This window comes from Agrobacterium tumefaciens (genome assembly GCF_005221325.1).
Taxonomy (GTDB): domain Bacteria; phylum Pseudomonadota; class Alphaproteobacteria; order Rhizobiales; family Rhizobiaceae; genus Agrobacterium.
On the sequence record NZ_CP039888.1, the window covers coordinates 2,631,785 to 2,646,132 of the forward strand.

Below are 14,348 nucleotides of genomic sequence, written 5' to 3' on the forward strand. Positions count from 1 at the left end.
AAAACTGGCTAAAGAAAAACCCGGGCGAAAACCCGGGTTTTGTTTTGTCTGCAATGAAAAGCGGTGCGTGCCGTTCAGTTGGGGACTGCCTGAACCTGAGCCTTCGCCTGTTCTTCGGCAACGCGCTGCGCAAACATCTGCGCGAAATCGATCGGGTCGATCATCAGCGGCGGGAAACCGCCATTGCGGGTGACATCGGCAATGATCTGGCGGGCGAAGGGGAAGAGCAGGCGCGGGCACTCGATGAAGAGGACCGGCAGCATGTGTTCCTGGGGGAAACCGGAAATGCGGAACACGCCGCCATAAACCAGCTCGGCCGCAAACAGGATCTTGTCGCCATCCTTGGCTTCCGCATTCAGCGTCAGCACAACGTCGAAATCCGAACCGGAGATCGGGTTTGCATTGACATTGACATTGATGTTGATTGCCGGCGCATTCTCACGGCCCTGCAGCGAACGAGGAGCACCCGGATTTTCGAAAGAGAGATCCTTGATGTACTGGGCAAGAATATTGAGAGAAGGGCTAACTGCGCCCTGTGCGCCATTTTCAGCGGTCATTACGGTTCCTCGCGGCGTGAATTCGTGGAAGGCGGTCTATCATTTCGACCCGGGGCTTACAACCCTTCGTGATCGGGTCATCGCCGTCGATTCCGCACGGAGGTCAGGGTTTGGGCAGGTCGCGATCATCAGGCCTGTTCGACCAGGGAGAGTCCTTCGGGCCTTCGCGGTGAAACTCCTCTTCGTCCAGATCGACCACCTTCGAATTGCCCGCAGGTCCAGGGCCATTGCGAAACCCGGAATAGTCACCGGACCGGGGGCCGGACTGCCTGAATGAGCCAGCCGCAGCGACGCGCGGGCCGAAGGCCTTCCAGAAAAACCGGCGAATGGCCGGCGACAGAAGCAGAAGGCCGAGAATGTCGGTGATGAAACCGGGAATGATTAGCAGGATGCCCGCCACGACGCGCATGGCCCCATTAACGAGCTCATCCGCCGGCTGCGCGCCGGTGCGGCCCGCATCCTGAAGATTTCTCACCATGCCGATGCCACCGAGCCGCAGTATGAGCAACCCGAGGAATGATGTGAACAGGACGAGCGCCAATGTCAGCCACAGGCCTATTGCCTTGCCGACGATGATGAAGCCGGCAATTTCGAGAATGGGCATCATCAGGATGACGATGGGGAGAAAGGAAAAACGCATCTTCTAGCCTTGCGTGTGCATCTCTGGCAGATTGCCGGTTCCCGGGACACCGATGATTGAATCTGCACATTTGAATGATGATAAGATGCAGACTATATGATGGTGTGGTTTTTGATTTTAAATGGCGGTTTTGGTAAAAGATGGGCTTTAGCGACTTTATCACATTGTTTTTTCTCGTTGCAGCGGTGCTGATCTTCTTCCAGCTGCGCAGTGTCCTTGGCCGTCGCACAGGCAATGAAAAGCCGCCATTCGACCCCTATAGCCCCCGTGATGTGGCAAAGGGCCCCGCCGCTGACGATAACAAGGTCGTGACCTTGCCGAAACGCAGCGAGGCGGAGGATGAGAACCGCTTCGCCGAGGCGGATGCGCTTGCGCCTGTTGATACCCCACTCAATGCATCGCTGCGCGACGTGATGACCAAGGACCCGTCCTTCAGGCCCAAGGAATTCCTGAACGGCGCCCGCATGGCTTACGAAATGATCGTCATGGGTTTTGCCGATGGCGACCGCAAGACACTCAAGAACCTTCTGTCGAAGGAAGTGTTCGACGGTTTCGAGGCGGCGATTTCCGAGCGGGAAAGCCGTGGCGAGGTGGTGAAATCCACCTTCGTTGGCATCGAGAAAGCCGACATCACCCAGGCGAGCGCTCGCGATTCCGAAGTGCAAGTGACGCTGCGGATTATCAGCCAGCTGATTTCGGCAACCTATGACAAGGACGGCAAGCTGGTGGATGGTGATCCGGATGCGGTTGCGGAGGTGGATGACATCTGGACCTTCTCGCGCGACATCCGCTCGCGTGATCCGAACTGGAAGCTGATCGCCACCGAATCCGAGCAATGAATACGCCCTTTTCGATCGACGAGGTCTCTTTTCACGATCTGCCCGGATGGGGGCAAGACGATCCCGGCAAGCTTTTTCCGGCGATGGCAACGATCCTGTCGCATCTTCGCAATGCGAAACCCTACAGGACCGGCGCGCTCGGGATAACGGCGGCGGAACTGGTTTCGCTTCTGGAACTCGCCGAAAAAACCCAGCTCAACAGCCCCGAACAGGCGCGCCGGTTTTTCGAAACCAATTGTGTGCCTTTCAGGATTTCTCCGGCTCAGGGAAAAAGCGGTTTCGTGACCGCTTTTTACGAGCCCGAACTGAAAGTCTCCGCCACGCACGACGATGTCTGGCGTTACCCGATTTACCGCCGGCCGCCGGAGCTGGTGGATATTGACGATGCTAACCGGCCGGATGGCTTCGATCCGTCCTATGCTTTCGGCAAGACGGATGAACACGGCATTTCCTATTTTCCCGATCGCCGCGCCATCGATGAAGGGTATCTGCAGGGCAGGGGTCTGGAAATCGCCTGGGCAAGATCGAAGGTCGATCTTTTCTTCGTCCATGTGCAGGGTGCGGCGCGTCTGGTGTTTCCGGATGGCGCGATAAAGCGGATCACCTACGCGGCCAAAGCCGGGCATGCTTTTTCGCCGATTGGCCGGCTGCTTCTCGATTGCGGCGAGCTTGATCCGAAAACAATCTCGATGCAGACGATCCGCCAATGGCTCGCCGACCATCCCGATGAGGTAGACGGGGTACTGTGGCATAACCGCTCCTACATTTTTTTCCGGGAGGCGGATGTCGCCGGTCTGGATATGGGGCCGATCGCCGCCGCCAAGGTGCCGCTGGTTGCCGGCCGCGCGCTCGCGGTCGACAGACTGATCCACACTTTCGGCTTGCCGTTCTTTATCCACGCGCCGACGCTGACCCATCTGGACGATGGAAAGCCCTTCGCTCGGCTGATGCTGGCGCTGGATACGGGCTCGGCCATCGTCGGCCCGGCACGCGGCGATATTTTCACCGGCTCCGGTTTCGAAGCGGGAGAGCTTGCCGGCACGGTGCGCAATGAGGCCGATTTTTATATACTGCTGCCGCGGGTTGCTGCGGAGAGGTATCGGCGATGAAAGGCAGTCGCAAGCTCGGCAAGGAAGAACGTGTTCTGTGGGGAAAGGTCGCGAAAACCACGCGGCCTATTTCCGGCAGGCTGGAAGACTTGCTGGCTTTCGACGATATAGAAGAATATCCGCTGGAACCCAGCGTTCCGCAAACCGGCAAAAGCGCATTTCCGCGCATGCTTGTGGAGGCGGCGGAAGCCCCGCTTGCGACACCGGATAAAAAGCCGAAAATCCATCAGCCGATGGAAAAACCGGTCAAGCGTAAGCTCACCCGCGGCCGGCTGCCGCTGGAAGGGCGGATCGATCTGCACGGCATGTTCCAGAGCGAAGCCCATGCGGTACTTCTGGATTTCCTGCTGCGGGCGCATGAGCGAGGCCTTCGACACGTGCTGGTCATTACCGGCAAGGGGCGTTCCATCGGCAGCGATGGTGCTTTGAAGAGGGCGGTGCCGATGTGGTTCTCCAAACCGGAATATCGCCACCTGATCTCGTCCTATGAGGATGCGTCGGCCAATCATGGCGGCGACGGCGCGCTTTATGTGCGGCTTTCGCGGCGGCGCGGTGAAAAAACATGACGCCCTTTGCGGAAGCCGTGCGGCAGCTTCGTGAACGGAAGGGCGTGACGCAGAAGGAAATGGCCGCGGCAATCGGCGTATCGCCGGCCTATCTTTCCGCGCTGGAGCACGGCAAGCGCGGCAAGCCGAGCTTCGATCTGCTGCAACGCATTGCCGGTTATTTCAACATCATCTGGGATGAGGCGGAGGAATTGTTCTTTCTGGCCGGCTCGTCAGACCCGAAGGTGGTGATCGATACGGTGGGCCTGGCGCCGCAATATACGGCTTTCGCCAACCGTCTCGCACGGGATATTCGCAAGCTGCCGCCGAGTGTGGTAGAGGAACTGTCAGCCGTGCTGCAAAAAAGCCGTTCTTGCGATTGAAACCCCTCTATCCCCTGCTTTATTCAGCATCCTGAAGCATGCGGCCTTTGGGATTGGGTGTAGAATTTCTATAGTCGCATGTCGGATTTGAGTGATTCGCTGGCTTCAGGCCTTCTCACTGAAACGCCTGGCCCGAGAAAACTTTGGAAAGAGTACTTATGACCGAAACATCGTCAAGCGAAGTCGGCGCGAACGCGGAATATGGAGCCGATTCGATCAAGGTCCTCAAGGGCCTTGATGCCGTGCGCAAACGGCCCGGCATGTATATCGGCGATACCGATGACGGTTCCGGCCTGCATCACATGGTCTACGAAGTCGTCGACAACGCCATCGACGAGGCGCTCGCCGGCCATGCCGATCTGGTGACGGTGACGCTGAACGCTGATGGCTCCGTGACGGTGACCGATAACGGACGCGGCATTCCGACCGATATTCATTCTTCCGAAGGCGTTTCCGCCGCCGAAGTCATCATGACCCAGCTTCACGCTGGCGGCAAATTCGACCAGAACTCCTATAAGGTTTCCGGCGGTCTGCACGGCGTCGGCGTCTCGGTGGTGAACGCGCTTTCCGTCTGGCTGAAGCTCAGAATCCGCCGCAATGGAAAGCTGCACGAAATCGGCTTCACCCATGGCGTCGCAGATGCGCCGCTGTCGGTCATCGGCGAATATGAAGGCCGCTCCGGTACGGAAGTCACCTTCCTGGCCAGCCCGCAAACCTTCACCATGACGGAATATGATTACGGAACGCTGGAGCATCGCCTGCGCGAGCTCGCGTTCCTGAATTCCGGCGTGCGTATCCTGCTCACCGACAAGCGTCACTCGGACGTCAAGCAGCAGGAATTGCTGTATGACGGCGGCCTTGAGGCCTTTGTCCGTTATCTGGACCGCGCCAAGAAGCCGCTGGTGGACAAACCCATCGCCATTCACAGCGAGAAGGACGGTATCACCGTCGAAGTCGCGCTTTGGTGGAATGACAGCTACCACGAGAATGTGCTCTGCTTTACCAACAACATTCCCCAGCGCGATGGCGGCACCCATATGGCCGGTTTCCGCGCGGCGCTTACCCGTCAGGTCACCTCCTATGCCGATACATCCGGCATCATGAAAAGAGAAAAGGTGAGCCTGCAGGGTGAGGACTGCCGTGAAGGCCTGACGGCCATTCTTTCGGTCAAGGTTCCCGACCCCAAGTTTTCCTCCCAGACGAAGGACAAGCTCGTTTCATCCGAAGTTCGTCCGGTCGTGGAAAGCCTCGTCAACGAAGCGCTCTCCACCTGGCTGGAAGAGCACCCTTCCGAAGCGAAGATCCTCATCGGCAAGGTTGTGGAAGCGGCCGTCGCCCGCGAAGCCGCCCGTAAGGCGCGCGAACTGACGCGTCGTAAGGGCGCGCTCGATATCGCTTCTCTGCCCGGCAAGCTTGCCGACTGCTCCGAGCGCGATCCGGCCAAATCCGAACTCTTTCTCGTCGAGGGCGACTCAGCCGGTGGTTCCGCCAAGCAGGGCCGTTCGCGCGAAACCCAGGCGATCCTGCCGCTGCGCGGCAAGATTCTGAACGTGGAACGCGCCCGTTTCGACAAGATGTTGTCCAGCCAGGAAATCGGTACGCTGATTACCGCGCTCGGCACGTCGATCGGCAAGGACGAATTCAACGCCGACAAACTGCGTTACCATAAGATCATCATCATGACGGATGCTGACGTCGATGGCGCTCACATTCGTACCCTGCTGTTGACCTTCTTCTTCCGCCAGATGCCGGAACTGATCGAACGCGGCCATCTCTATATTGCCCAGCCGCCGCTTTATAAGGTGACGCGCGGTAAATCCGTGCAGTACCTGAAGGACGAAAAGGCGCTGGAAGAATACCTGATCTCCATGGGTATCGAGGAAGCGTCGCTGACGCTCGGCACCGGTGAAGTCCGCGTCGGCGCCGATCTGCGCGAAGTCATTCTCGATGCGGTGCGCATGCGCTCGCTGATCGATGGCCTGCATTCGCGCTACAGCCGCTCGATCGTGGAACAGGCGGCCATTGCCGGCGCGCTGAACCCGGAACTGTCGGCCGATGCTGCCCGCGCTGCGGAAACCGTTGCCGAAGTGGCCCGGCGTCTGGACATGATTGCGGAAGAAACCGAACGCGGCTGGTCGGGCACAGTTCTGGAAGATGGCGGCCTGCGCTTCGAGCGTATGGTGCGCGGCGTCAAGGAAGTCTCGACGCTGGATATGGGCTTGCTCGGTTCAGCCGATGCCCGCCATATCGATCAACTCGTAGCCCGTACCCGCGACATCTATGCGACGCCGCCGGTTCTTCAGCGCAAGGATGGCAGCATGGAGTTGGCCGGACCGCGGGCGCTTCTGGATGCGATTTTCGCCGCCGGCCGCAAGGGTCTTTCCATGCAGCGTTATAAGGGCCTTGGCGAGATGAATGCGGAACAGCTGTGGGAAACCACGCTCGACGCCAATGTCCGCTCCCTGCTGCAGGTGAGGGTGAACGACGCGACCGATGCCGATGGCCTGTTCGCCCGGCTGATGGGCGATGAAGTTGAGCCGCGCCGCGACTTCATCCAGGAGAATGCGCTGAGCGTCGCTAACCTCGACATTTAATCTGTGGGGTGCTTCACGTAACGATTCACGTGAAACGAAAATTTAACAAAAGGCCCGGCGGTCAATATCCCGCCGGGCCTTTCGTTTTAAGCGGATGGACCGATATCAGTCGGCCTTGCCGGTAAAGCGTCCTTCGAAAACTACCTCGGAAAGGGGCAACCGCTTGCTCGGGACTTCCCGCTCCGCCAGATCGTCGGGAAGAACCGACTTGTCGGTCAGCGTGCCGATAGCGATACCGGCCTCCACCTTGTATCCATCAGGAATATCAAGCGCTTCGACAATTCGGTCCTTGAGGATGCCGCCCATGCCGTGGGCGTGATAACCGAGCAGATGCGCCTGCATGGCGAGCGAGAACCAGGCTGCGCCCGCATCTAAGGAATGGGTCGCGGACGGCTTTTTCTCGCCTTCGCGCGAGATATTGTAGCTTCGTGAAACGACGAAGAGCAGCACGGAGGCATTTTTTGCCCAGCGCTGGTTTCCTTCCATGAGAAGCTCCACAAAAAGCGGCCAGTCTTCGCTGTCCTTATGCGCATAGACAAATCGCCATGGCTGATAATTGGACGCCGAGGGTGCCCAATGCGCCGCATCCAGAATGGTCATCAGATGCTGGGTCGGCATGGGGCTGCCATCAAAGGCGCGCGGAGACCAGCGGTCGAGAAAGAGGGGATCGACGGGATATTCGGATTGCCTGTTATTGCTGTTCGTCACGGGCCATGTCCTTTTGGTTGCCGGGAAGGAAAAGGTATTTTTCGAAACTTGGCGCAGTCAAGGGGTGACAAGTATGAATGCATCGTTCATATATGCATCACCTTGTCTGACAACCGGGAGAGAGTTCCATGAAATTGATGCGTGTTGGCCAGCCCGGCCAGGAAAAACCAGCAATCCTCGACGCGGAAGGAAAAGTCCGCGATCTGTCCGCCCATGTGAAAGATATCGGCGGCGACGCCATTTCTCCCGAGGGCCTCAAGAAGATCGCCGCGATCGACCTCGCCACCCTGCCGGTGTTGAGCGAAGAACGCATCGGCGCCTGCGTTGCGGGTACCGGAAAATTCATCTGCATCGGCCTCAACTTCTCCGACCATGCTGCCGAAACGGGTGCCACCGTACCGCCGGAACCGGTCATTTTCATGAAGGCGACCTCGGCCATCGTCGGTCCGAACGATAACGTCACCATTCCGCGCGGTTCGGAAAAGACCGATTGGGAAGTCGAGCTTGGTGTCGTCATCGGCAAGACCGCCAAATATGTCTCCGAAGCGGATGCTCTCGATTATGTCGCCGGTTATTGCGTTTCGCACGATGTTTCCGAGCGCGCCTTCCAGACGGAGCGTGCCGGTCAGTGGACCAAGGGCAAATCCTGCGACACTTTCGGCCCCATCGGCCCCTGGCTGGTGACCAAGGACGAAATCACCGATCCGCAGAACCTCGGCATGTGGCTGAAGGTCAATGGCCAGACCATGCAGGACGGTTCCAGCAAGACCATGGTCTACGGCGTCGCCCATGTTGTTTCCTATCTCAGCCAGTTCATGTCGCTGCACCCCGGCGATGTCATTTCCACTGGCACCCCTCCCGGCGTGGGCATGGGTCAGAAGCCGCCGCGTTACCTGAAGACTGGCGACGTCGTGGAACTCGGCATCGAGGGCCTCGGTTCCCAGAAGCAGACTTTCGTCGCCGACATCTGATCGCCGGCAGGCATTCAACGAAAAGTGAGGCGCCGGCGGGAGACCGCTGGCGCCTTAAATTTTGTGCACCTGCGAAAAGCTGCTATGGTTGAAAAAAAGAGCGTGATCGCGAGGGAGGCGTCATCAGTGTTCTACCACCTCTATGAAATGAACCATGCGGCCATGGCGCCGCTGCGTGCCGGTGCCGATATGATGCGCCAAGCCTGCAACAATCCTCTCAATCCGTTATCCAGCACCGCTTTCGGCAGAAGCCTCGATGCCGGTTTCGAGGTTTTCGAACGTCTGACGCGCCGTTACATCAAGCCGGAATTCGGCCTCGGCTCCACGGTCGTTGATGGCCAGACCGTTGCCGTCACGGAGGAGACCGTCTGGTCGCGCCCGTTCTGCAATCTGCTTCATTTCAAAAAAGAACTCGATCCACCCCGCCAGTCCGACCCGAAGGTGCTGCTGGTGGCACCGATGTCCGGCCACTACGCAACCCTGCTGCGCGGGACCGTGGAGGCACTGTTGCCCTCGGCCGATATCTATATCACCGATTGGGCCGATGCCCGTATGGTGCCGGCGACGGAGGGAACCTTCGATCTCGACGATTATATAGACTATGTCATCCAGATGTTGCGGCATATCGGCCCCCGAGCCCATGTGGTTGCCGTCTGCCAGCCATCCGTGCCTGTTCTGGCTGCCGTTTCCCTGATGGAGGCGGATGGAGACACGTTTGCACCCGCTTCCATGACGCTGATGGGCGGGCCGATCGATACGCGCATCAACCCCACGGCCGTCAACGGTCTTGCCAAGGCCAAGCCAATCGAATGGTTCCGCGACAATGTCGTCATGCAGGTGCCGTGGCCGCAGCCGGCTTTCGGCCGTAATGTCTATCCGGGTTTCCTGCAGCTGTCGGGTTTCATGTCCATGAACCTCGACAAGCACATGACGGCGCACAAGGATTTTTACCTGAACCTTGTCAAGAATGACGGCGATTCCGCTGAAAAACATCGCGAGTTTTACGATGAATATCTGGCTGTGATGGATCTGACGGCGGAATTCTATCTCCAGACGGTGGAAACCGTCTTCATCGACCATGCGCTTCCGAAGGGGAACATGCTGCACCGGGGCAGGGCGGTCGATCCGGCCGCTATCCGCAATGTCGCATTGTTCACCGTCGAAGGGGAGAATGACGATATTTCCGGCGTAGGCCAGACGAAGGCGGCTCATGATCTCTGCCGGAATATCCCTGAAGACAAACGCGCTCACTACATGCAGCCGGATGTGGGGCACTATGGCGTCTTCAACGGTTCGCGTTTCCGCAAGGAAATCGTGCCGCGCATGCTGGATTTCATCCGCAAACACCAGCCGGCCTAACGGTGAAACGGCAGGTGACGCCGCGTATTTGCATGGCCAAGGGATGGACGAATCGGTTATGAAGGCTTCATGTTTTCGCTCCTCAGAAAATCCCTGAAGTCGCCGGCGCCCAAAAAGGTCGCGCCGAGCCAGCGCACCGTCTCGGTTGCGGGCCGGCAGGTACCGATTACCGTGAAGGAAAACCCACGGGCCACACGTATTACGCTGCGCATCGAGCCGGGCGGCCGGGCGCTGAAGCTGACGATCCCGATGGGCCTGCATCACCGCCAGGTGGATGATTTTCTCGAAAGGCACCAGGGCTGGCTGGAAGGCAAGCTTCTGAAGTTCAGCCCAGATGACGGTTTGCGTCCCGGTGCGACCATCGATATCAGAGGCATTTCCCATCGCATCGAACACACCGGCGGCCTGAGAGGCCTGACCCACATCGCGAAAGACGCTGATGGTGTGGCTGTTCTGAAAGTCAGCGGCGCGCCTGAGCATCTGAGACGGCGGATCGCGACCTTCCTGAAAAAGGAAGCAAAGGCCGATCTGGAGCGGCTGGTTGCCATTCACGCCGGCGCTGCCGGCCGGCCGGTGCGGTCCATCAGCATGAAGGATACACGCAGCCGTTGGGGCTCCTGTTCCCATGATGGAAACTTGAGTTTTTCCTGGCGTATCGTCATGGCCCCGGAAAGGGTCATCGACTATCTCGCCGCCCATGAGGTCGCGCATCTGAGCGAAATGAACCATGGCCCGAAATTCTGGGCGCTATGCGAAAAGCTCTGTCCGCACACCAATGAGGCCAAGGAATGGCTGAAACGCCATGGCTCCAAACTTCACGCCATCGATTTCGATTGAAACCGGAGACGTGCATCGCCATCTGGATTCACGTGAAACATTCCATCAAAAAGGGATGCGATTTGGCTCGACTCTTGTCGCATTTCATGTCAGGTCGCGGGTATGAAACCGGATATCAAGATTTGCGGATTGAAGACACCGGAAACGCTGGAGCGCGCCGTCCGGCGCGGTGCGTCCCATGTCGGTTTTATTTTCTTTGAAAAAAGCCCGCGTTACATCGAGCCGGATCTTGCCGGCCGGCTGGCCGAAGCCGCCCGTGGCGCCGCCAAGGTCGTTGCCGTCACCGTCGATGCCGATAATGATTATCTCGATGAAATCGTCGATCTCGTAACGCCGGATATCCTGCAACTGCATGGCAGCGAAAGCCCGGAGCGACTGCTGAACATCAAGGCGCTTTACGGTCTGCCTGTCATGAAGGCGATTTCCATTCGCGATGACGCTGATCTTGCCAAAATCGAGCCTTATATCGGTATAGCCGACCGTTTCCTGCTGGATGCCAAGGCGCCTGCCGGTTCCGACCTGCCCGGTGGCAACGGCGTCTCGTTCGACTGGACGATCCTGCGCTCACTTGACGAAAGTGTGGATTACATGCTTTCCGGGGGGCTGAACAAGGACAATGTCGTTGAGGCTCTGGCGGAGACCAGGACGAGCGGACTAGATTTGTCGTCCGGTGTGGAAAGTGCGCCGGGCGTCAAGGATTTGTCGAAGATCGACGCTTTTTTCGATGTGGTGAATGATTGGTCGAAAGGCCCAAAGGGAGCTTGAAGTGAACGACGCGCCAACACCCAATTCTTTTCGTGCTGGTCCCGATGAGGACGGCCGCTTCGGCATTTACGGAGGACGCTTTGTTGCCGAAACGCTGATGCCGCTTATCCTGGATTTGCAGGCGGAATGGGACAAGGCCAAGAGCGATCCCGAGTTTCAGGCCGAACTGAAATATCTCGGCACGCATTACACCGGCCGTCCGAGCCCGCTTTATTTCGCGGAGCGCCTGACGGCGGAACTCGGCGGCGCGAAGATTTATTTCAAGCGCGAAGAGCTGAACCATACCGGTTCGCACAAAATCAACAATTGCCTCGGCCAGATTCTGCTTGCGAAGCGCATGGGCAAGACCCGCATCATTGCCGAAACCGGTGCCGGCCAGCATGGCGTTGCCTCGGCAACGGTTGCCGCACGCTTCGGCCTGCCTTGCGTCGTTTACATGGGTGCGACTGATGTTGCCCGCCAAGCCCCGAACGTATTCCGCATGAAGCTTCTCGGCGCCGAGGTAAAGCCGGTCACGGCGGGCCATGGTACGCTCAAGGACGCTATGAACGAGGCGTTGCGTGACTGGGTCACCAATGTCGAGGATACCTATTACCTGATCGGCACCGCAGCCGGCCCGCATCCCTATCCGGAAATGGTCCGCGATTTCCAGGCCGTCATCGGCGAGGAAGCCAAGGCACAGATGCTGGAGGCGGAAGGCCGCCTGCCGGATCTGGTCGTTGCCGCCGTCGGCGGTGGCTCCAACGCCATCGGCATCTTTCATCCGTTCCTCGATGACAAGAATGTTCGCATCGTCGGCGTCGAAGCCGGCGGCAAGGGCCTTTCGGGCGACGAGCATTGCGCCTCGATCACCGCCGGTTCGCCGGGCGTGCTGCATGGCAACCGCACCTATCTGCTGCAGGATGAGGACGGCCAGATCAAGGAAGGCCATTCGATTTCCGCTGGTCTCGACTATCCCGGTATCGGGCCTGAACACTCCTGGCTGAACGATATCGGCCGCGTCGAATATGTGCCGATCATGGATCACGAGGCGCTGGACGCCTTCCAGATGCTGACCCGCCTCGAAGGCATCATTCCGGCACTGGAGCCGAGCCACGCCTTGGCCGAGGTCATCAAGCGCGCGCCAAAAATGGGCAAGGATGAAATCATCCTGATGAACCTTTCTGGTCGCGGCGACAAGGATGTCCACACCGTCAGCAAGTTCCTTGGAATGGATGTATAAGATCATGACTGCACGTATGGACAAGCGCTTTGCCGATCTGCGCGCTGAAAATCGCCCTGCCCTGATCACCTATTTCATGGGCGGCGATCCGGATTTCGAGACCTCGCTCGGCATCATGAAGGCCCTGCCGGAAGCCGGCGCCGATGTTATCGAACTCGGCATGCCGTTTTCCGACCCGATGGCGGATGGCCCGGCTATTCAGCTGGCCGGCCAGCGCGCGCTGAAGGGCGGACAGACGCTGAAGACAACACTCGATCTCGCACGCGAGTTCCGCAGGCAAGATAATGCAACGCCGATCGTGCTGATGGGCTATTATAACCCGATCTATATCTATGGCGTCGAAAAGTTCCTGGACGACGCGCTTGCCTGTGGCATCGATGGCTTGATCGTGGTCGACCTGCCGCCGGAAATGGACGATGAACTCTGCATTCCCGCACTCGCGCGCGGCGTCAATTTCATCCGTCTCGCCACACCGACCACGGATGGCAAGCGCCTGCCTGCCGTCCTTAAAAATACCTCAGGTTTCGTGTATTACGTCTCGATGAACGGTATCACCGGTTCAGCACTTCCCGATCCCTCGTTGATCTCGGGCGCTGTCGGTCGTATCAAGGCGCATACGGAACTGCCGGTCTGTGTCGGTTTTGGCGTCAAGACGGCCGATCATGCCAAGGCAATCGGCGCCGTGGCGGATGGCGTGGTGGTGGGTTCCGCCATCGTCAACCAGATTGCGGGCAGCCTGACCAAGGACGGGCAGGCGACCGCCGACACTGTGCCGGCCGTTACGACGCTGGTAAAAGGACTTTCAACGGGCGTGCGTGCATCGCGCCTCGCCGCTGCGGAATAAGCGCGCGGCCCAGTCAGGAGTAGACAGTTGAACTGGATCACCAATTACGTTCGGCCGCGGATCAATTCCATGCTCGGCCGCCGCCCGGAGGTTCCGGAGAACCTGTGGATCAAGTGCCCGGAAACGGGCGAGATGGTCTTCCACAAGGATCTGGAAGACAACAAGTGGGTCATCCCGGCTTCCGGTTACCACATGAAGATGCCGGCCAAGGCGCGCCTTGCCGATCTTTTCGATGGCGGCGTCTATGAGGCCTTGGCCCAGCCGAAAGTGGCGCAGGACCCGCTGAAATTCCGCGATTCCAAGAAATACACCGATCGCCTGCGCGACAGCCGCGCAAAGACTGAGCAGGAAGATACGATCCTTGCCGGCGTTGGTCTTCTGAAAGGCCTGAAGATCGTCGCCGTCGTGCATGAATTCCAGTTCATGGGTGGTTCGCTGGGCATTGCTGCCGGCGAGGCCATCGTTAAGGCCTTCGAGCGCGCCATTTCCGAGCGTTGCCCGCTCGTCATGTTCCCGGCATCGGGCGGCGCCCGCATGCAGGAAGGCATTCTTTCGCTGATGCAGCTGCCGCGCACCACGGTTGCGGTGAACATGCTGAAAGAAGCCGGCATGCCCTATATCGTGGTTCTGACCAACCCGACGACGGGCGGTGTCACGGCTTCCTATGCCATGCTGGGCGACGTGCATATTGCCGAGCCAGGCGCAGAAATCTGCTTTGCCGGCAAGCGCGTCATCGAGCAGACCATTCGCGAAAAGCTGCCGGAAGGTTTCCAGACCTCGGAATACCTGCTGGAACACGGCATGGTGGATATGGTCATCGATCGTCGCGAAATCCCGGACACGCTGGCCAGCATGTTGAAGATCATGACCAAAGCGCCTGCTGATAACGCAAACGCCGTCGTTCCGCTGGCCGCTTCGGCCTGAGGAAAAAAATATGTCGCCCGGAGGCATAAACTGCCTTCGGGATGATGCTAT

The 14,348-nt window shown here is 58.8% G+C and carries 15 protein-coding genes; 12 read left to right on the top strand and 3 right to left on the bottom strand.

Features of this window, described 5'->3' with window-relative positions; all coding sequences use genetic code 11:
• Positions 1-74: 74 nt before the first annotated feature.
• Together secB and CFBP5499_RS13415 are read right to left on the bottom strand one after the other, a co-directional pair.
• On the bottom strand, positions 75-557 hold the full coding sequence (gene secB / locus CFBP5499_RS13410) for a protein-export chaperone SecB (RefSeq protein ID WP_080826991.1): 483 nt from the start codon (positions 555-557) through the stop codon (positions 75-77).
• Between the two features lie 103 nt (positions 558-660).
• Positions 661-1,197, bottom strand: coding sequence for an FxsA family protein (locus CFBP5499_RS13415; RefSeq protein WP_080826990.1), 537 nt, complete (start codon positions 1,195-1,197; stop codon positions 661-663).
• Between the two features lie 140 nt (positions 1,198-1,337).
• Here CFBP5499_RS13415 and CFBP5499_RS13420 point away from each other — a divergent pair, with 140 nt between their 5' ends.
• The 5 genes from CFBP5499_RS13420 (at position 1,338) to gyrB (ending at position 6,667) form a co-directional block, all read left to right on the top strand.
• The gene (locus CFBP5499_RS13420) at positions 1,338-2,036 is read left to right on the top strand and encodes a Tim44/TimA family putative adaptor protein (RefSeq protein WP_130932494.1); all 699 of its coding nucleotides are present in this window, start codon (positions 1,338-1,340) and stop codon (positions 2,034-2,036) included.
• Positions 2,033-3,145 carry a murein transglycosylase A gene (gene mltA / locus CFBP5499_RS13425; protein ID WP_080826989.1) on the top strand — a complete coding sequence of 371 codons (1,113 nt, stop codon included), beginning with the start codon at positions 2,033-2,035 and terminating at the stop codon, positions 3,143-3,145. Before CFBP5499_RS13420 ends, mltA begins: the two co-directional genes overlap by 4 nt.
• Positions 3,142-3,711, top strand: coding sequence for a Smr/MutS family protein (locus tag CFBP5499_RS13430; RefSeq protein ID WP_080826988.1), 570 nt, complete (start codon positions 3,142-3,144; stop codon positions 3,709-3,711). Before mltA ends, CFBP5499_RS13430 begins: the two co-directional genes overlap by 4 nt.
• Positions 3,708-4,073 carry a helix-turn-helix domain-containing protein gene (locus CFBP5499_RS13435; RefSeq protein WP_080826987.1) on the top strand — a complete coding sequence of 122 codons (366 nt, stop codon included), beginning with the start codon at positions 3,708-3,710 and terminating at the stop codon, positions 4,071-4,073. Before CFBP5499_RS13430 ends, CFBP5499_RS13435 begins: the two co-directional genes overlap by 4 nt.
• Positions 4,074-4,231: 158 nt before the next feature.
• Entirely contained in the window at positions 4,232-6,667 is a 2,436-nt protein-coding gene (gene gyrB, locus CFBP5499_RS13440) for a DNA topoisomerase (ATP-hydrolyzing) subunit B (protein ID WP_080826986.1), read from the top strand.
• 105 nt (positions 6,668-6,772) lie between these two features.
• Here the strand turns inward: gyrB and CFBP5499_RS13445 are convergent, their stop codons facing one another.
• Positions 6,773-7,375 carry a nitroreductase family protein gene (locus CFBP5499_RS13445; protein ID WP_080826985.1) on the bottom strand — a complete coding sequence of 201 codons (603 nt, stop codon included), beginning with the start codon at positions 7,373-7,375 and terminating at the stop codon, positions 6,773-6,775.
• Positions 7,376-7,503: 128 nt separating this feature from the next.
• Here CFBP5499_RS13445 and CFBP5499_RS13450 point away from each other — a divergent pair, with 128 nt between their 5' ends.
• The 7 genes from CFBP5499_RS13450 to accD all read left to right on the top strand — a co-directional run bounded on the left by CFBP5499_RS13450 (position 7,504) and on the right by accD (position 14,297).
• Positions 7,504-8,346, top strand: a complete 843-nt coding sequence (locus tag CFBP5499_RS13450; RefSeq protein ID WP_010970602.1) for a fumarylacetoacetate hydrolase family protein — start codon at positions 7,504-7,506, stop codon at positions 8,344-8,346.
• A 126-nt stretch (positions 8,347-8,472) separates the two neighbouring features.
• Complete coding sequence (locus CFBP5499_RS13455) at positions 8,473-9,705, top strand: polyhydroxyalkanoate depolymerase (protein WP_233284194.1); 1,233 nt, start codon at positions 8,473-8,475, stop codon at positions 9,703-9,705.
• Positions 9,706-9,774: 69 nt separating this feature from the next.
• Positions 9,775-10,542, top strand: a complete 768-nt coding sequence (locus tag CFBP5499_RS13460; RefSeq protein ID WP_080826983.1) for a M48 family metallopeptidase — start codon at positions 9,775-9,777, stop codon at positions 10,540-10,542.
• A gap of 102 nt (positions 10,543-10,644) precedes the next feature.
• Positions 10,645-11,307, top strand: a complete 663-nt coding sequence (locus CFBP5499_RS13465) for a phosphoribosylanthranilate isomerase (RefSeq protein ID WP_080826982.1) — start codon at positions 10,645-10,647, stop codon at positions 11,305-11,307.
• A 1-nt stretch (position 11,308) separates the two neighbouring features.
• Entirely contained in the window at positions 11,309-12,529 is a 1,221-nt protein-coding gene (gene trpB, locus CFBP5499_RS13470) for a tryptophan synthase subunit beta (protein WP_080826981.1), read from the top strand.
• A gap of 4 nt (positions 12,530-12,533) precedes the next feature.
• Positions 12,534-13,373, top strand: coding sequence for a tryptophan synthase subunit alpha (gene trpA, locus CFBP5499_RS13475; RefSeq protein ID WP_080827538.1), 840 nt, complete (start codon positions 12,534-12,536; stop codon positions 13,371-13,373).
• Positions 13,374-13,400: 27 nt separating this feature from the next.
• Positions 13,401-14,297, top strand: a complete 897-nt coding sequence (gene accD / locus CFBP5499_RS13480; protein ID WP_080826980.1) for an acetyl-CoA carboxylase, carboxyltransferase subunit beta — start codon at positions 13,401-13,403, stop codon at positions 14,295-14,297.
• Positions 14,298-14,348: the final 51 nt, after the last annotated feature.

Excerpts from the sequence above, each read along its gene's own strand:
- mltA (WP_080826989.1), top strand. The coding sequence starts at position 2,033 with ATGAATACGCCCTTTTCGATCGACGAGGTCTCTTTTCACGATCTGCCC.
- CFBP5499_RS13465 (WP_080826982.1), top strand. The coding sequence starts at position 10,645 with ATGAAACCGGATATCAAGATTTGCGGATTGAAGACACCGGAAACGCTG.
- CFBP5499_RS13435 (WP_080826987.1), top strand. The coding sequence starts at position 3,708 with ATGACGCCCTTTGCGGAAGCCGTGCGGCAGCTTCGTGAACGGAAGGGC.
- CFBP5499_RS13415 (WP_080826990.1), bottom strand. The coding sequence starts at position 1,197 with ATGCGTTTTTCCTTTCTCCCCATCGTCATCCTGATGATGCCCATTCTC.
- trpA (WP_080827538.1), top strand. The coding sequence starts at position 12,534 with ATGACTGCACGTATGGACAAGCGCTTTGCCGATCTGCGCGCTGAAAAT.
- CFBP5499_RS13450 (WP_010970602.1), top strand. The coding sequence starts at position 7,504 with ATGAAATTGATGCGTGTTGGCCAGCCCGGCCAGGAAAAACCAGCAATC.
- CFBP5499_RS13430 (WP_080826988.1), top strand. The coding sequence starts at position 3,142 with ATGAAAGGCAGTCGCAAGCTCGGCAAGGAAGAACGTGTTCTGTGGGGA.
- CFBP5499_RS13420 (WP_130932494.1), top strand. The coding sequence starts at position 1,338 with ATGGGCTTTAGCGACTTTATCACATTGTTTTTTCTCGTTGCAGCGGTG.
- CFBP5499_RS13460 (WP_080826983.1), top strand. The coding sequence starts at position 9,775 with ATGTTTTCGCTCCTCAGAAAATCCCTGAAGTCGCCGGCGCCCAAAAAG.
- secB (WP_080826991.1), bottom strand. The coding sequence starts at position 557 with ATGACCGCTGAAAATGGCGCACAGGGCGCAGTTAGCCCTTCTCTCAAT.
- gyrB (WP_080826986.1), top strand. The coding sequence starts at position 4,232 with ATGACCGAAACATCGTCAAGCGAAGTCGGCGCGAACGCGGAATATGGA.